Origin of the sequence: Streptomyces sp. NPDC004658, assembly GCF_040609555.1 — a bacterium.
Classification (GTDB): domain Bacteria; phylum Actinomycetota; class Actinomycetes; order Streptomycetales; family Streptomycetaceae; genus Streptomyces.
Window position 1 is genome coordinate 36,666 of record NZ_JBEXKG010000042.1, and the last position, 17,496, is coordinate 54,161.

Below are 17,496 nucleotides of genomic sequence, written 5' to 3' on the forward strand. Positions count from 1 at the left end.
CTCTTGTCTCTACGCCATCGAACGAGGGTTCTGGCCGGACCCGGAGGTCGCGCCGCGATACCAGTACTCGAGGGTCAGCACATGCCACAGATGCTTGGAGAAGTCCCGCTGCCCGGCGGCGTCCTCGGCGACCAGCCGCTGAAGCGCGTCACGGCGCAGGAACCCGGAACGGACGAGTTCGCCGTCGTCGACCACCTCGCGCACCAGCGGTGCCAGATCCCGGCTCATCCAGGCGCGCAGCGGGGCGCTGAACAGGCCCTTGGGCCGGTACACGATCTCCCGGGGCAGGACCGAGGCGGCCGCCTCCTTGAGCACGGCCTTGCCCTGCCGTCCGGCGATCTTCCGCTCGCCGGGCACGGCGAACGCCGCCTTCACCACCTCGACGTCCACGTACGGCACCCGCACCTCGGTCGACGCGGCCATGCTCGACCGGTCCGTGTAGGCGAGGTTCAGGCCCGGCAGGAACATCCGGGCGTCGGTCAGGCACATGCGGTTGACGAAGTCGTCCAGGTCGTTGTCCTGGTAGGTGTCCGCGTGCTCGGTGAGCACGTCCTCGACCGTCCCCGCCAGGTCCGGGTCGACAAGGGCGAGCAGCTCCTGGCGGTCGTACAGGGTGTAGCTGCGCCGGAACGCGGTCTCCTCCGGCAGATCGGCGAAGGAGAGGAACCGCTTCGCGAAGCGCACCGACCGGTACCCGCGGCGGGACGTGGCGACCGGCAGCCGGTCCACGGCCGCCGACACCCCGCGCCGAAGGGGCCGGGGCACGCGCTGGTAGCGCAGCGCGATCAGGTTGGCCAGGTGCTTGCGGTACCCGGCGAACAGCTCGTCGGCGCCCATCCCCGAGAGCATCACCTTGACACCGGCCTCCCGGGCGGCCGAGCAGATCAGGAACGTGTTGATCGCGGCGGGGTCGCCGATCGGCTCGTCCAGGTGGTACGTCATCCGCGGCAGCAGTTCGAGCACGTCCGGGGCGATCTCGATCTCGTGCAGGTCGACGCCGAACCGCTCGGCCACCTGCCGGGCGTAGCGCAGGTCGTCCGGCATCGCCTCGAACCTGGCGTCCTCGGCGCGGAACCCGATCGTGTAGGCGGAGATCCCGGGCTGGTGACGGGCCGCCAGCGCGGTCAGGTAGCTGGAGTCGAGACCGCCGGAGAGAAAGGTCGCCACGGGTACGTCGGCAAGCAGGTGGCGCCGCGTCGACTCCTCGACGACGGCGGCGATGTCGGGCCGCTCGCCGGAGCGGGCCCGCTCCCTGCCCTCGGCGGCGACGTCCCGCAGGTGCCAGAACCGGCCGCGCTCCACCCGCCCGTCGGGCCGGCACCTCAGCCAGCTCCCCGGCGGCAGCTTCTCCGCTTCGCGGAACGCGCACCGGGAGTCCGGCACCCAGTAGTACAGCAGCGAGGCCACCAGCGCCGCGTGGTCCACCTCCAGCGACCCGCCGGTCACGGCGGCGAGCGCCTTGAGCTCGGACGCGAACACCAGGCCCTCGCCGCGCCGGAGCAGGAACAGCGGCTTGATGCCGAGCTGGTCCCGGACGAGCACCAGGTCGCCGGTGCGCTCGTCGAAGACGCCGAACGCGAACATGCCGCGCAGCCGGGGCAGGCAGTCGGTGCCCCAGCGCCGCCAGGCCTCCAGCAGCACCTCGGTGTCGGAGGTACCGCGGAAGCGCACCCCGGCGGCCGTGAGTTCCGTACGCAGCTCGGGCGCGTTGTACAGCTCGCCGTTGTACGTCAGGGCGAGGCCGTCCTTGACCATCGGCTGGGCCCCGGTCTCGGACAGGTCGATGATGGACAGCCGGCGGTGCCCGAGGTGCACTTCGCCGTCACCGACGGAGTGGCTGTAGCGGCCGGCCCCGTCGGGGCCGCGGTGGGCGAGGGAGTCGGTGAGCCGGTCGGTCACGATCTTGCCGTCCGGCCAGCGGTACGTACCTGCGATGCCACACATGTCCTACCGCGCCTCCTGGTCGTTGTCCGCGCCCCGTGCGGCCCACATCGGCTGCCGCTCCGCGCGCCGCCGGCCCGTGCCGCCCTGCTGCGCCGGCCGCTCGCTGCGGCCGCGGAGCGCGGTGTGCAGCCCGTCCCACAACGTGCCGTCGGTCCGGTCCCGCGGATCGGGGTCGATCAGCACCACACCGATCACCGCGATGTGCTGGTCCGCGAGCTGCCGCGCCACGGTGTGCAGCCATGCGGCGCTGCCGTGCCCGGCACGCACGACGAGCACGGTCTGCGTGCCGAGGTACCGCAGGTCGGTCCACGCGGTGCCGGGCGCCACCGAGCCGACGCCGAGCCGGCGCTCCCCGGGCGGCAGGGCCGCGGCACGCTCGCCGCTGACCACGGCCGGGCCCCCGGGCTTGGGGCGGCGGTCCGCGAGCTGCGCACCGGGCAGAGCGTCGATGACCGTCACCGGCCCCTCCGCCGCCATCGCCCTGGCGAGGTCGAGGGCGATGACGCTCGTGCCGCGGGCGCAGCCGAGTTCCAGCAGCGACACCTGTTCCGTGGAGCCGCGCACGGTGCGGGCGAGGTGCACGGTGAGCCGTTCGCGCGCCAGCCGGGTCCGTCGGCGCTGCCAGGGCCGGCCCGACCGGTGGGGCAGCTCCGCGATGACCGAGGCACCGAGGTTCGCCGCGATGTCCCGGCGCAGCACGGGGCGGTCCGCGACCACGACGCCGACCGCGGCCAGGGCGAGCCCGAGGACGAGACCGAGGACGAGCCCGATCGCGGCGTCGGTGGCGGCGGCCTTGGGCAGCGAGTGCTTCACCGGGCGCGGGGCGTCCACGATCTCCGTGCCGGCGACGACCTGGGGCGTGCCGACCCGCGCCTCCTCGGCGCGCTGGTTGAAGTCGGCGATGCGCGTGGTGAGTTCGGCCCGGCGGGCGTACAGCGACTCGATGCTCGCCGATTCCGCCGGGTCGGTCTCCGTCTGCGGTGACCGGTCTCCGATGTCCTTGTTGACCTGGGCGAGTTCGTCCTTCATGCGGTCACGCTGGTCGAGCAGGGCCTTGGCCTCGGCGTCCGCGGTCGCCCGCATCCTGCGCACGTGGTCCGCGACGAACGCGTCGGCCAGCGCCTTGGCCCGGGCCACCGCCTCCGCGTCGCTGCCGCCCGTGACGGTGATCCTCAGCAGGTTGTTCGTGACGCCGGTGCCCCGGTAGTCCCGCATGAAGTCCTCGGGGTCCTCGGACGACTTGAGGGACCGCAGGGCCCGTTCGGCGATCCGCGTGGTACCCAGCACCTCCACGTCGGTGCGGATCAGCGTTCCGGTGTCGTTCGGCTGGTCCTCCTTGTGCGCGACCAGCACTTCGGTGACCGCGGTCGGCGGCGCCGGCAGCAGGACCGCCACGGCCGCGCCGGCCAGCAGTCCGAGGAGCGCCATGGCGCACCAGAGACGGCGGCGCCTGCGGACCGCGGCCACCAGCGCCTGAAGGTCGAGGAGCGGGGTGGTGGCCGACGGCTCCGGTGTCGTACTCGTCGTCACGCCGAACCTCCCGTCGCGTGGCCGTGCACCGCGAGCGCCAGGGTGGCCTCGTCCGAAGGCCGGCCAGGCGTCCTCGTCGGGCGGGTCCGGACCATGCCGGCGACGACGATGCCGACGACCTCGTGCCCGCCGTCCGCGCACGCCTCGGCGATGCCGGCCAGCTCCTCCGCGGTCCAGCTCCCCGCGCTCAGGACCACCAGGGCGCCGGCCTCGGTGTCCCGGTCCGGCACGACCGGCCGGTCCACCGAGACCCGCACCACCCGCAGTTGCGGGTCGCTCTTGGCCTCGGCGGCGAGCTGTTCGGCGGCCCGGCGGGCGATCTCGTCGCCGTCCGGTACGACGGCCAGCAGCCGGCGCGGAGCGGGCAGCTGCGTCCGGAGGCGGGCGCACACCCGCCGGTACCGGACCCGCCGGCCGGCCTCGTCGCCGGATGCGTGCGGGGCCGGCAGGTCCCACCGGGTGTCGATGCCGAGGAGCCGGCGGAACAGGCCCCGTGGGCCGCGGGCTTCCGGCCGGTGCCCGCCGCGCCGCTCGTCGGGCACGTCGACGGTGCCGAGGAGCGCCGAGCCCAGTGCCGCGGCGATCTCGGGTTCGGTGCGCAGCCGGCGGTTCGCCCGGGCGGCGACGAGATGGCCGATGACGGCGAGCAGGAAGAACAGCAGCGCCCCGGCGGCGACGAGCTGCGTCCTGGTCGGCGGCGCCTCGCCGGTCGGCCGGGCCGCCGGCCCCATGACGACCATGCCGGCCACGGTGTTCGCCGGGTCGGCCTGCTCCAGCTTCGTCATGGCCTCCTCCAGCGACGTGCGCAGCTTCTCCAGCTCCGTGCGGGCCTGCACGCTCTCCACGGTCTGGCCCGGATCGGCGGCCTCGGCCAGCCGGCTGATGCGGCGATTGGTCTCCTCGACCTTCTTGCGCAGCGCCTCGGGCCCCGTGGCCGCTTTGGAGTCGGTGCCGCCGCCCGCGATCCGCGCCGCGAACTTGACGAACTGGTCGGCCACCTGGTCGGCCAGCCGCTGCGCGCGCTCCGGGGTGTCGGCCCTGCCGGAGATCTTGATGATGTTCCCGTCGGAGGCCTTGGCGGACACGTCGTCCCGCAGGTCGGCGCCGCTGACGCCGGGCCAGTCGAGGGCGGCGGCGGCGCGGTCGACCACCGTCGAACTGGTCGCGATGTCCACCTGCGTGAGCAGTTCGCGCTCTTCCCACTGCCCGGGCAGCAGGACCGAGGCCGACGTCGTGTACCGGGGCGGAAACAGCACGGAGGCGCCGTAGCCGACGAGCGCCCCCACCAGGGCGAGGACGGCGAGGAGCCGCCAGCGCCGACGGAGCATCCGCCCGATCGTGACCAGGCGTATCGTGTCATCGCTCAACGGCGCGGCCTCTTCCCTGCCCGGTACGGGGTGCCCGGCGACACCGGAGCGAGGTCACGGCACGCAGCGGCGTAGGCGGCGAGCAGCGACGCCTGCGAGTTCCGCCAGGACAGCGGCCCGCCGATCCGCTCCTGGCCGAGCTTGCCCATCCGGGCCCGCTGCTCCGGATCGTCCAGCAGCAGCGCGATGAGCCTGGCGAACTCGGTCTCGTCGTTGGCGGGCGCGTAGACGGCGGCGTCACCGGCGGAGACCCGCGCCTCCCTCAGGTCGAACGAGACGATCGGCCGGCCCATCACCATGTACTCCAGGACCTTGTTCATGGTCGACACGTCGTTGAGCGGATTGAGCGGGTCGGGGGAGAGGCACACGTCCGCGGTGGACAGGTAGCGCACCAGGTCGGCGTCGGGAACGCGCCCGGTGAACTGCACCTGCTCCGAGAGCCCCAGCCGCCGGGACAGGTCCACCATCGCGTCGAAGGTGTCGCCGGCGCCGACGAACACCGCGTGCCAGTCGGTCCGCCCGAGCTGGTCGCGCAGCTTGGCGAGGGCCCGCAGCGCGTAGTCGACGCCGTCCTGCGGGCCCATGACGCCGAGGTAGCACAGCAGATGGGGCTTGCCGCGCTTCAGCTCGGGCTCGGGCGGCACCGGCTGGAACCGGTCGGTGGCCGGCGCGCTGCGCACCACGAAGACGTCCTCCGGCCGCCGACCGCCACGGCGCAGCGCCACGTCCCGGTAGCTCTCGTTCGTGGCGAGCACGACGTCGGCGGCCCGGTAGGTCATCCGCTCCAGCGCGCACACGGCGCGGTAGAGCAGGTCCTTGCCGCGGTCGAACCGGGAGAGGTATAGCTCGGGTACCAGGTCGTGCTGGTCGAACACGAACCGCGCCCCGCGCCGCTTCAGCCACAGGGCCGGCAGGAACAGCAGGTCGGGCGGGTTGCAGGCGTGGACCACGTCGACCGGTCCGACCTTGCGGGCCAGCCGGAGGGTGTGCCACAACGCCGATCCGTACTCCCGCAGATAGCCGGCCGGCCCGCCGGTGGCCGCGCGCAGCGGGTAGCGGTGGATCCGCACCCCGTCGATCTCGGCCTCCGCCTCCGTGTCCCGCTTGCTCCCCCGCGGGCAGATGACGTCCACCGTCCAGCCCGCGTCGCGCAGCGTCGTGCACTCCTGCCACACCCGCCGGTCGAAGGGCACGGACAGGTTCTCCACCAGGATCAGCGCGCGCCGGGCCGGCCCGGCGCCGCCCGTCGTGTCACCAGGCAAGGCCCACGTACCCCGGTTCGGCCCGGCGCGCCTCGGCGTCGGGGAGGCGGATGAGGTCGACCAGCACCGGTCCGTCGCCCTGGGGCAGCGCCGACAGCACGGCCGGGTCCCTGGTCCCGACCAGGCACACCTCGGCGTGCTCCAGCACCTCGCCGACGGAGTTGGCGAGCAGCTGCGCGAGGTGCGGCAGCCGGTTCTCGATGTACTCGCGGTTCGCGCCGATCAGGCGGGAGAGGTTCACGTTGGCGTCGTAGATCCGCAGGTCGTACCCCTTGCCGAAGAGCCTCTCCGCCAGCTCGACGAGCGGGCTCTCGCGGAGGTCGTCGGTGCCGGGTTTGAAGGAGAGCCCGAACATGCCTATTCGGCGTTTGCCGGTGCGCTCGACCAGGTCCACCGCGCGTTGCAGATGGTCGGAGTTGGAGGGCAGCACATGGGCGAGGATGGGCACCGAGACGTCCGCGCGCTGCGCCGCGTACACCAGGCTGCGCAGGTCCTTGGGCAGGCAGGAGCCACCGAAGGCGAAACCGGGCCGCAGGTAGGCGGGGCTGATGTTCAGCTTGCGGTCGGCCAGGAAGACGTCCATCACCTGATGCGAGTCCACCCCGAGCGCCTGGCACACCGCGCCCAGCTCGTTCGCGAAGCCGATCTTGAGGCCGTGGAACGCGTTGTCCGCGTACTTGATCGCCTCGGCCGTCGGGACCGGCACCCGGAACACCTCGCCGGGCAGGCCGTCGTACAGGGCCGCCACCGTGTCGCCGCTCGCCGGGTCGAGTTCGCCGATGACGGTCTTGGGCGGGTCGAAGAAGTCCCGCACGCTCGTGCCCTCGCGCAGGAACTCCGGGTTGACCGCGACCCCGATGTCCACGCCGGCGGTGCCGCCGACGGCCTTCTCCAGGATCGGCACCAGCAGGTTCAGGCAGGTGCCGGGGAGCATGGTGCTGCGGAACACGACGGTGTGCCGCCCGCCGCGCCCGGGACTGTCCGCCAGCGCCGCGCCGATCTGCTCGGTGACCCGCTCCAGGTACGTGGTGCACAGGCTGCCGTTGGGCTCCGACGGCGTGCCCACGCAGACCAGCGACACCTCGCTGCCCATGACCGCCTCGCGGACGTCGCTGGTGGCGCGCAACGCTCCGCTGCGCACGACCTCGGCGGTGAGCTCGCCGATCCGCTCCTCGACCACCGGGGCCTTGCCGTCGTTGACCAGGTCCACCTTCACCTGGTTGACGTCCACCCCGATGACCTCGTGACCCATGCTGGCCAGGCACGCGGCCGACACGCAGCCCACGTAGCCGAGCCCGAAAACGCTGACTCTCATGACCCGTTCCTCCCCCCAGGCAGGCCTTCTGGCCTGCGGTCCGCGCGTCCGGCCGGACGACGGCCCCCGCGCATCAGTAGGCGCCCTGCCCGTACAGCACCGCACGCAGCGTCTTCCACAAGATCACTGTGTCCAGGGCGAGCGACCAGTCCTCCACGTACCGCAGGTCCAGCCGGACCGCTTCCTCCCACGACAGGTCGCTGCGGCCGCTGATCTGCCACAGACCGGTGAGCCCGGGCTTGACCAGCAGCCGCCGCCGGATGTCCGGGTCGTACGCGGCGCACTCCTCCGGCAACGGAGGCCGCGGACCGACGAGCGACATCGATCCGGTGAGCACGTTGAAAAGCTGCGGGAGCTCGTCGATCGAGTACCGGCGCAGCACGGTTCCGACCCGGGTGACCCGCGGATCCCGGCGGAGCTTGAACAGCGGGCCGGCGCCCTCGTTGAGGGCGGCCAGCTCGGAACGGGACCCGTCGGCCCCGGCGACCATGGTGCGGAACTTGTACATGGTGAACTCGCGGCCGTCCTTGCCGACCCTGCGCTGGCGGTAGAACGCCCCGCCCCGGCTGTCCGCCACCACGAGCAGCCCGACGAACACCATCAGCGGCGCGAACAGCACCAGCAGGATCGCCGCGCCCATCCGGTCGACGACGCCCTTGACCGCCCGGCGGCCCCCGGTGAAGGTCGGCATGCTGACCCGCAGCAGCGGGATGCCGAGCACCGCGTCGACGTGCAGCCGCGGACCGGCCACCTCCATCAGCACGGGTGCCACGACCATCTCGGCGTCGCTGCCCTCGAGGTTCCAGGCCAGCCGTTGCAGCCGGTCCGACGACCAGTGCGGGTCCGGTGTGACCGCGACGACGCGGTAGCCGTCGTGGCGGACGTGCTTGGCGACGTCCGACAGCTGACCGACGACCGGCACTCCGTCGACCTCGTCGCCGTCGAGCCCGACCCCGTCCGTCGTGCACACGGCGTCCACGCGCCAGCCGAGGTGCGGGAACTTGCGGGTCCGGGATATCAGGTCGCGCACGGTGGCCACGCTGCCGGCGGCGAGCACCGGTCGCAGGCACCGTCCGTCCTTGCGCTGCCGGTGCAGCCACAGGCGCAGCAGGTACCGCGCGGTCATGGTGACGAGCGCGATCGCGGGGACGGCGACGAAGATCCAGAGTTTGATGTTGCGTGAGGTGAGGGCGATCCCGCCGAGCGCCAGGACGACGGTCGCCGTGAACAGTGAGCGTCCGAGCCGGCGGAACTCCTCGGCGCCCTGGCCGAGCACGGCGGGAGCCCATGCCCGGCTCACCGCGAGCGCCCCCAGCACCAGCAGTTCGGTGCCGAAGGCGAGGATTCCCCATTTCTCGTGCCAGTTGGCCGCGTCGCGGGCTCCGAAGAAGTTGCCGATCGCCGCCACCACGAAGGCGGTGGCCACGGTGTCGCTGATGATCACGGTACGGCGGTACCGCTGCTCCCAGTCGGTCGCGGGCCGGCTGATTCTCCCGTTCGCCAGACGCTCGCGCGCCGACGGAAACGGGCTGACAAGTCCCCCTTGCCGCACAGAACCCCCCCAGGTCCCAGTGGTTCGACGTGTTCGCCCAACACTGTTCCGCCCCCTCGGGAGGCCCCCGCCCCCCGCTGTTCCTCCCCCCGGGAGGCCCCCGCCTCCCGTGTATGCCGTCCGGCTGTTCCGGAGCCATGTGAACAGGTGTGGAAACCCTGGATGCTCCCCGCATCCAAGGCTCCCTCTCGGGCTCCCTGAATTGATCATTCACACGTCCGGCGCGGGGACGCGACTGCTGGCTTTCCGTAGCGCCGGACCAAAAGATCATTTGTTGGTCGCCTGGTGTCCGAACAGCTGAAGCACGGTCAATCTAGACCATCGGAACCGATCTGAAGAGGGGATGTGTGGAATTTGTGCTCAAGCTTTGGGACTCGGTCCACTGCCCGGTCGCCGCCTTCCGGCGCCTTCGCGCCACCGCGCGCTCCGGCGGCGCGCCCGGCGCCGGACAGTGCTTCCACGCGGCTTGACCGTGCGGGTAGAGGGCATCTGACCTGCGGTTCTCATCGGCGACCAGGGAAGGCGGGGACGGGGCCGAGGACCGGGTCGACGGTCACGGGTATCGCCGAGCGCCTGCGGAGTGAGGAGCCGGCGTGATCCAAACCAGCCTATTGGGGTATGGCCTGTCTTCACCGTTTCCCAACAGTCACACGAGCAACTTCAGGAACAGCTGCTCACTGGCCCGTACGCCTGTTCGCGTGAGGGTTTCGGGGAAACTCGACATTTCCGCGCAGGTGTCCGATGCCCGGTCCGGCGATTACCGTGCCCGCATCCCGAGCGGCGGAACAGTGAGGATCGGCGGAGCGGCTGACCTGTCGGCGGCCCAGGGCTCCGCCGGCTCCCGGTAGCCGGCGCCCGGCCTTTCCCGCGCGATCGCACGCCGCAGCCCCGCCGCCGCCCGTGGCCCGCCGCGCCGATGAAGCGCGGCGGGCCGGGCGTTCAGTCGTCGGCCGAGGGTGCCGTGCGGCTCTCGAACGCCGCGAGGATGCGTTCGGCCGCGAGTGTGGCCGTCAAGCGGCCCTCCCTGACCTGCTGTTCCAGCTCGGGTGCGGTCGCGCGGACCGCCGGGTCGGCGTGCAGGCGGCCGAGGAGTTCGTCGCGGACCATCGCCGAGGTGCTCGCCGGGCCGGGCGTTCAGTCGTCGGCCGAGGGTGCCGTGTGGCTCTCGAACGCCGCGAGGATGCGTTCGGCCGCGAGTGTGGCCGTCAAGCGGCCCTCCCTGACCTGCTGTTCGAGCTCGGGTGCGGTCGCGCGGACCGCCGGGTCGGCGTGCAGGCGGCCGAGGAGTTCGTCGCGGACCATCGCCCAGGTCCAGCCGACCTGCTGGTCCCGGCGCTTGGCGGCCAGCCGGCCGGTGGAGTCGAGCAGGGCGCGGTGCTGTTCCAGGCGCTCCCAGACCGTGTCGAGGCCGGTCGACTCGCGGGCGCTGCAGTGCAGCACCGGCGGGCTCCAGAAGGCGTCCTTGCCGTGCATCAGACGCAGCGCGCCCGCCAGCTCGCGTGCCGCCGCCCGCGCGTCGCGCTCGTGCGGGCCGTCCGCCTTGTTGACGGCGATCACGTCGGCCAGCTCCAGGACGCCCTTCTTGATGCCCTGCAACTGGTCACCGGTGCGGGCCAGCGTCAGCAGCAGGAAGGAGTCGACCATCTCGGCGACCGTCGTCTCGGACTGGCCGACGCCGACGGTCTCGACCAGGATCACGTCGTAGCCCGCCGCCTCCATCACCACCATCGACTCCCGGGTGGCCTTCGCGACGCCGCCCAGCGTGCCCGCGCTGGGGGAGGGGCGGACGAAGGCCGCCGGGTCGACCGCCAGGCGCTCCATCCTGGTCTTGTCGCCCAGGATGGAGCCGCCCGTGCGAGTGGAGGACGGGTCGACGGCGAGGACCGCCACCCGGTGGCCCAGCGAGGTCAGCATCGTGCCGAACGCGTCGATGAACGTCGACTTGCCGACACCCGGCACCCCGCTGACGCCGATGCGCCGCGCCCGGCCGCTGTGCGGAAGCAGCTCGGTGAGCAACTGCTGCGCCAGCGCCCGGTGCTGGGGCCGGGTGGACTCGACGAGCGTGATGGCGCGGGCCACCAGGGCCCGCTTCCCGTCGAGCACACCCTTCACATAGGTGTCCAGATCGATCGCGGCCATCGCGCCCTACAGCTCGTGGCCGAGACCGGCCGACAGGCGCTTCACCAGGTCGTGGGCGGCGTCCGGGATCACCGTCCCCGGCAGGAACACCTCCGCCGCGCCCATCTCCCGCAGGGTCGGCACGTCCTGCGGCGGGATCACCCCGCCGACCACGATCATGATGTCCTCGCGGCCCTCCTCGGCGAGCTTCTCGCGCAGCGCCGGGACGAGCGTGAGGTGACCGGCGGCCAGCGAGGAGACGCCGACCACGTGCACGTCCGCCTCGACCGCCTGCCGGGCGACCTCCTCCGGCGTCTGGAACAGCGGGCCGACGTCGACGTCGAAGCCGAGGTCGGCGAAGGCGGTCGCGATCACCTTCTGACCGCGGTCGTGGCCGTCCTGGCCCATCTTGGCGACCAGGATGCGCGGCCGGCGCCCCTCGGCCTCCTCGAACGCGTCCACCAGCGCCCGGGTGCGGTCGACCGACGGGGACTGGCCTGCTTCGTTGCGGTACACGCCGGAGATCGTACGGATCTGGCTCGCGTGCCGCCCGTACACCTTCTCCAGGGCGTCGGAGATCTCACCGACCGTCGCCTTGGCGCGGGCCGCGCGCACGGCCAGTTCCAGCAGGTTCTCCTTGCCGTCGGCCGCGCGGGTGAGCCCGTCCAGGGCGTCCTGGCAGGCCTGTTCGTCCCGCTCCGCCCGCAGCCGGCGCAGCTTCTCGATCTGCTGGGCGCGCACCGAGGAGTTGTCGACCTTCAGGACCTCGATCTGCTCGTCGCTGTCGACGCGGTACTTGTTCACGCCGATCACCGGCTGCCGCCCGGAGTCGATGCGGGCCTGGGTGCGGGCCGCCGCCTCCTCGACGCGCAGCTTGGGGATGCCGGCGTCGATGGCCTGCGCCATGCCGCCCGCCTGCTCGACCTCCTGGATGTGCGCCCACGCCTTGCGGGCGAGGTCGTACGTCAGCCGCTCCACGTAGGCGCTGCCGCCCCACGGGTCGATGACCCGGGTGGTGCCCGACTCCTGCTGGATGAGCAGCTGGGTGTTGCGGGCGATGCGCGCCGAGAAGTCGGTCGGCAGGGCCAGGGCCTCGTCGAGGGCGTTGGTGTGCAGCGACTGGGTGTGGCCCTGGGTCGCCGCCATCGCCTCCACGGCCGTACGCGTGACGTTGTTGAACACGTCCTGCGCGGTCAGCGACCAGCCCGAGGTCTGCGAATGGGTGCGCAGGGAGAGGGACTTCGTGTTCTTCGGGTCGAACTGCCGCACCAGCTTCGCCCACAGCAGCCGGGCCGCGCGCAGCTTGGCGATCTCCATGAAGAAGTTCATGCCAATCGCCCAGAAGAACGACAGCCGGGGCGCGAACGCGTCCACGTCCAGGCCCGCGTGCCGTCCCGCGCGGATGTACTCGACGCCGTCCGCGAGCGTGTACGCCAGCTCCAGGTCGGCCGTCGCGCCCGCCTCCTGGATGTGGTAGCCGGAGATGGAGATGGAGTTGTAGCGGGGCATCCGCTGCGAGGTGTACGCGAAGATGTCGGAGATGATCCGCATCGACGGCTTCGGCGGATAGATGTAGGTGTTGCGGACCATGAACTCCTTCAGAATGTCGTTCTGAATGGTCCCGGCCAGCTTCTCGGGCGGTACGCCCTGCTCCTCCGCCGCCACGATGTACAGCGCCAGCACCGGCAGCACGGCCCCGTTCATCGTCATCGACACGGTCATCCTGTCCAGCGGGATCCCGTCGAACAGCTGCCGCATGTCGTAGATGGAGTCGATGGCCACGCCCGCCATGCCGACGTCACCGGTCACCCGCGGGTGGTCGCTGTCGTAGCCCCGGTGCGTGGGCAGGTCGAAGGCGACCGACAGGCCCTTCTGGCCGGCCGCCAGATTGCGCCGGTAGAAGGCGTTGGACTCCTCGGCGGTGGAGAAGCCCGCGTACTGGCGGATCGTCCAGGGCTGGTTGACGTACATCGTCGGGTACGGGCCGCGCAGGTACGGCGCGATGCCCGGGTAGGTGCCCAGGAAGTCCAGGCCCTCCAGGTCACGGCCGGTGTACAGCGGCTTGACCCCGATGCCCTCCGGGGTCTCCCACAGCGGTTCCGTGCCCCCGGTGGCCCGCTTCAGGGCCGCGTGCCACTCGTCCTCGGTGGCGGCGGCGGCCGGGGTCCCCAGCTCGATGCCGGAGAAGTCGGGGATTCCCATCAGGACACTCCCATGCGGTCGAGGGTCGCGGACAGGACGTCCACGGCGTCACAGCCCGCGAAGACGTACGAGTCGATGCCGGGGTGGTCGCCGCGGCCCGCCAGGAACACGTGCCGGGCACCGGCCGCGCGCAGCGCCTTCGCGGTCTCCTCGGCCTGTTCGGCGTAGAGCGCGTCGCTGGAGCACAGCACGGCCTCGGTCGCTCCGCTGTCCTCGAAGCGGCCCTCGGTGACCGGCTCGATGCCGCCGGCCTGGAAGAGGTTGGCGGCGAAGGTCGAGCGGGCGGTGTACTCGGCGGCGGAGCCGAGCGTGGCGAGGAAGATCCGCGGCCGGGTGCCGGTCGCCGCCAGATGGGCGTCGGAGCGGGCGCGCAGCTCCTCGAACGCCTCGTCGCGGCGCACGCGCGGCAGCCCGCCGGACGGCGGCTCGGGCGCGGGCGCGCGCTCCACCGGCTTCTCGGCCAGCAGCGGGAACTCGCTGACCCCCGTGATGGGTTCGCGCCGCTTCGCGAGCCGCTTGGAGCGCTCCGCCCAGGTCGTCGCCAGGTCGGTGCGCAGCCGCCCGGAGCGCAGGACGGCCGCCTGACCGCCGTCACGCTCGATCGACCGGAAGAACTGCCACGCGGCTTCGGCGAGTTCGTCCGTCAGCCGCTCGACGTACCAGGAGCCGCCCGCCGGGTCGATGACCCGGGCCAGGTGCGACTCCTCGATCAGGATGGAGGAGGTGTTGCGGGCGATCCGGCGCGCGAACGCGTCCGGCAGGCCGAGCGCGTGGTCGAACGGCAGCACGGTCACGGAGTCCGCGCCGCCCACCCCCGCGGCGAGCGTCGCGACCGTCGTGCGGAGCATGTTCACCCAGGGGTCGCGGCGGGTCATCATCACCGGCGACGTCACCACGTGCTGCACCTGCGCGCCCGCGGCCGGCGCCCCGCACACCTCGGCGACCCGCGCCCACAGCCGGCGGGCCGCGCGCAGCTTGGCGATGGTGAGGAACTGGTCGGCGGTGGCCGCGTAGCGGAACTCCAGCTGGTCGGCGGCCTGGTCGACGCCCAGGCCGGCCTCGGTCAGCTCCCGCAGGTAGGCCACGCCGGTGGCCAGCGAGGCGCCCAGCTCCTGCGCGGCCGAGCCGCCCGCCTCGTGGTAGGGCAACGCGTCCACGGTCAGCGCGCGCAGGCCCGGGTACCGCTCGGCGCAGCGCGCCGCCAGGGCGGCGAAGGGGGCGAAGTCCAGCGCGGTGCCGGTGCGGGCCTCGTACCCGAGCGGGTCGCCGCCCAGGTTGCCGCGGGCGGCCTGCGGGGCGACGCCCTTGTCGTCGTACAGCCGCAGCAGCGCCTCGGCGGCGGCCCCGGTGTCCCGGCCGGCGTCCAGGACGACCGGTGCCAGGTCGAGGTAGACGCCGTCCAGGGCGCGGCCCAGGTCGGGGACGGGGATGCCGCCCTCGCCGAGCACCAGCCACAGGGAGGTGCCGCCGTTCTCCAGGTCGGCGAGCACCGCGTCGGCCGTGCCGCCGGCGAGCGCCGTGTGCCGCTGCCGCACGTCCCAGCCGTTCGTGCCGGCGCCCTCGGGGCGGCCGCCCCGCACGAACGGGGGGAAGCCCGGCAGGCCGGGGTCGGGTGCGCTGTCGCGCGCGGTGTACAGGGGCCGGGTGCGCAGCCCGTCCTCCAGCGTCGTGGACAGGGCGTCCTCAGCTGCCGCGCCGGTCAGTTCCTTGCCCGACTTGCGCAGGACGCCCTCGACCAGGCGTTGCCACTGCTCATGTGTCGCGTCAGGGAACTCGGCGGCCAGGGAGAGCCCGTCGTCAGGCAGGACCGTCATGGCTCGGATGCTAGGGCAGCGCGTCGGAGCCAGGGCGCGGCAGACGCTGTGAGGTTTCTCTTCTTGCGGTGGTGACCTGCGTCTCTCCGGGCCCGGTGGCTCAGCGGGTCTCGGTCTCCAGGTCCGGTACGAGGGCGCACATGGCCGCGCGCTGCTCGGGCCCCATGGAGTCGGCGAGGGCCTGGCGGACGGTGCCGGCGAGCAGGGCGGAGGTCTCGCGCAGCAGGTCGCGGGCCTTGTCGGTGAGGGAGACCTGCACGCCCCGCTTGTCGCCGCACACGGACGTGCGGCTGACGAGGCCGGCCCGCTGGAGGCAGGCGATCTGGTAGGTGAGGCGGGTCTTGGGGCGGCCGAGGAGATCGGCGACCTGGGTCATCCGCAGTCCGGTGCGGGGCTGCTCCGCCAGCAGGCACAGGATCAGGAACTCGTCGTGGGAGACGTCGAGGGTCTCCTTCACGACCGACCGCAGTCGCTGCTCCACGGCGCCGGTCGCGGCCAGCAGGACCATCCAGGCGCGCAGTTCGTCCGGGAGCAGCCCGTCGCCGTGTGCGAGGGGACAGGAGGGCTGGTCGGCGGTGTGCGCGTCGGAGGCGGACATGCGTCGAGTCTAACTGTTGTCCAAGTTTGTACGAGTGCGGCGCCGAGGGTGTTGTTCAAATTTGGATGACGCGTTAGCGTGAGGCCGTCGATGTCATCCAAATTTGAACCACCAGGAGTACGACCATGACCGTCGCCGTCGAAACAGGCCTCTGGCAGCTCGACCCCGCCGCCTCCACCGTGGGCCTGCGGCACAAGACCCTGTGGGGCCTGGTCACCGTGAAGGGCACCTTCACCGGCGTCGGCGGCACCGGCGAGGTCCGGCCCGACGGCTCGGCCACCGGCACCGTGACCGTGGACGCGGCATCCCTGGACACGAAGAGCGCCAAGCGCGACGTGCACCTGCGATCGGCCGACTTCTTCGACACCGACCGGCACCCGGAGATCACCTTCGCCGTGAGCGGCGCGGAACGCCTCGACGGCGACACGGTCCGGGTCACCGGCCGGCTGACCGTCCGGGGCATCGGCCGGCCCCTGTCGCTCACCGCCCGCCTGACCGGCGTGAGTGCCGGGGCGCTGACCCTGGAGACCGAGTTCAGCGTGGACCGCGAGCAGTTCGACATGGGCTGGAACCAGCTGGGCATGATGCGCGGCCTGACCACCATCACGGCCGCGCTGCGCTTCACCCGCGCGGTGGCCTGAGATCCAGTCCGGCCCGGGGTGCGTCCCAGGTGGACGGCGTCTGAGGGTCCGCTGCCGAAGGCGCGCGGGCGGAGCCGGCTGCCCGCCGGGGCCCACCAGTGCCGGCTGCCCTGGCCGTTGCCGCGCATGTGGTGCGGCCTGACCGCGATCAGGGCCGCTGCGCTTCACCCGCGCGGTGGCCTGAGGCCCAGTCCGGCCGGGGGTACGTCCCAGGTGGACAGCGTCTGCGGGTCCGCCGTGAAGGCGCGCAGGCGGAGCCGGCTGCCGGGCTTCGCCGGCATCCGGAAACCGCCGGAAGGGGCCCAGAGTTCGACGGTCGCCGTGCTGTGCGCGGGGATCGTCGCCGGACCGCGCATCAGCGACCAGTACCGGCTCATGCCCTGGCCGTTGCTGAGCATGAAGTGCGGGGTGAGCGCGGTGCCGCCCCTGTTGGTGACCCGCAGGGTCATCCGGGACACCGTCTGCGCCGACGTCCGCCGGGCCGCCGTGACGTCCATCCGCAGCGGCGGGGTCCCCGTCGCCGCCAGGGCCGCGCTCACCAGCGCGGGCGTGATCAGCGCGACGACGGCCACGGCCAGTGCGGCCCGGCGGCGCGCGCCGGTGAACGGGCGGGGCCGCGGCTGCCAGGCCTGGGCGAACTCCGGCAGGGGCGCGGTGACCGCCGCCGCCACCCACAGCGGGGTCATCATCAGGTAGTAGCCGTCCTGGGACCGGGTCGCCAGGTAGAAGGCGCACCAGGGCAGCACGGTCGCGGCCGGGCCGAGCCGCCGGACGAACAGCACGAACACCCCCAGCAGGGCGGCGGCGAGCAGCGCGCTCGCCCGGCCGTACCAGTCGAGGCGGTCGCTGCCGTGGGTGAAGTACAGCGAGACGTCCACCAGCCCCTGGCCGTGCGGCACCGCGCCCTGGGTCAGCGGCAGGGCGATGCCCCGCAGCCACGGGCCGGGCTCGCTCACGGCGAAGTACGCGTTGATCAGCAGCCAGGTGAGCACCGCGGTCCCCGCGATCCGCAGCACCACCCGCGCCGCCGCCCGGCCGCCCAGCTCGCCGCGCCGCACGGCGTAGATTCCCGCCAGCAGGAACGGCGCGACGAACCACGGCAGTTGCTGGGCGGCGCACGCGGCGCCGTGGCACGCGGCCCGCGCGACCCCGG

The 17,496-nt window shown here is 72.7% G+C and carries 11 protein-coding genes and 2 pseudogenes; 1 reads left to right on the forward strand and 12 read right to left on the reverse strand.

The features are described from left to right. Nucleotides 1-9: 9 nt before the first annotated feature. The 11 genes and pseudogenes from asnB to ABZV94_RS17265 form a co-directional block, all read right to left on the reverse strand. Nucleotides 10-1,944: an asparagine synthase (glutamine-hydrolyzing) gene (gene asnB / locus ABZV94_RS17215; RefSeq protein WP_356341167.1), complete on the reverse strand. Its 1,935-nt coding sequence runs from the start codon at nt 1,942-1,944 to the stop codon at nt 10-12. Nucleotides 1,945-1,947: 3 nt separating this feature from the next. Beyond that, on the reverse strand, nt 1,948-3,474 hold the full coding sequence (locus tag ABZV94_RS17220) for a Wzz/FepE/Etk N-terminal domain-containing protein (RefSeq protein ID WP_356341168.1): 1,527 nt from the start codon (nt 3,472-3,474) through the stop codon (nt 1,948-1,950). Continuing rightward, nucleotides 3,471-4,841, reverse strand: coding sequence for a Wzz/FepE/Etk N-terminal domain-containing protein (locus tag ABZV94_RS17225; RefSeq protein WP_356341169.1), 1,371 nt, complete (start codon nt 4,839-4,841; stop codon nt 3,471-3,473). Before ABZV94_RS17225 ends, ABZV94_RS17220 begins: the two co-directional genes overlap by 4 nt. Then, the gene (locus ABZV94_RS17230) at nt 4,838-6,103 is read right to left on the reverse strand and encodes a glycosyltransferase family 4 protein (RefSeq protein WP_356341171.1); all 1,266 of its coding nucleotides are present in this window, start codon (nt 6,101-6,103) and stop codon (nt 4,838-4,840) included. Before ABZV94_RS17230 ends, ABZV94_RS17225 begins: the two co-directional genes overlap by 4 nt. Continuing rightward, on the reverse strand, nt 6,093-7,418 hold the full coding sequence (locus tag ABZV94_RS17235; protein WP_356341172.1) for a nucleotide sugar dehydrogenase: 1,326 nt from the start codon (nt 7,416-7,418) through the stop codon (nt 6,093-6,095). Before ABZV94_RS17235 ends, ABZV94_RS17230 begins: the two co-directional genes overlap by 11 nt. Nucleotides 7,419-7,491: 73 nt before the next feature. Beyond that, nucleotides 7,492-8,970, reverse strand: a complete 1,479-nt coding sequence (locus ABZV94_RS17240) for a sugar transferase (RefSeq protein ID WP_356341174.1) — start codon at nt 8,968-8,970, stop codon at nt 7,492-7,494. Nucleotides 8,971-9,909: 939 nt separating this feature from the next. Beyond that, nucleotides 9,910-10,080, reverse strand: a pseudogene (locus ABZV94_RS17245) (methylmalonyl Co-A mutase-associated GTPase MeaB); the annotation flags it as partial. A 24-nt stretch (nt 10,081-10,104) separates the two neighbouring features. Further along, nucleotides 10,105-11,109, reverse strand: a complete 1,005-nt coding sequence (gene meaB / locus ABZV94_RS17250) for a methylmalonyl Co-A mutase-associated GTPase MeaB (protein WP_356341175.1) — start codon at nt 11,107-11,109, stop codon at nt 10,105-10,107. A gap of 6 nt (nt 11,110-11,115) precedes the next feature. Further along, nucleotides 11,116-13,290, reverse strand: coding sequence for a methylmalonyl-CoA mutase (gene scpA / locus ABZV94_RS17255; RefSeq protein WP_356341177.1), 2,175 nt, complete (start codon nt 13,288-13,290; stop codon nt 11,116-11,118). Beyond that, on the reverse strand, nt 13,290-15,104 hold the full coding sequence (locus tag ABZV94_RS17260) for a methylmalonyl-CoA mutase family protein (protein ID WP_356341178.1): 1,815 nt from the start codon (nt 15,102-15,104) through the stop codon (nt 13,290-13,292). Before ABZV94_RS17260 ends, scpA begins: the two co-directional genes overlap by 1 nt. Nucleotides 15,105-15,204: 100 nt before the next feature. Next, nucleotides 15,205-15,702 (reverse strand): winged helix DNA-binding protein, encoded by a 498-nt coding sequence (locus ABZV94_RS17265; protein ID WP_356341179.1) that lies wholly within the window; start codon nt 15,700-15,702, stop codon nt 15,205-15,207. Between the two features lie 125 nt (nt 15,703-15,827). Between ABZV94_RS17265 and ABZV94_RS17270 the strand changes: the two genes are divergently transcribed. Further along, the gene (locus ABZV94_RS17270) at nt 15,828-16,343 is read left to right on the forward strand and encodes a YceI family protein (protein ID WP_356341180.1); all 516 of its coding nucleotides are present in this window, start codon (nt 15,828-15,830) and stop codon (nt 16,341-16,343) included. A 164-nt stretch (nt 16,344-16,507) separates the two neighbouring features. Here ABZV94_RS17270 and ABZV94_RS17275 read toward each other — a convergent pair. Next, nucleotides 16,508-17,496: pseudogene (locus ABZV94_RS17275) on the reverse strand (hypothetical protein); the annotation flags it as partial.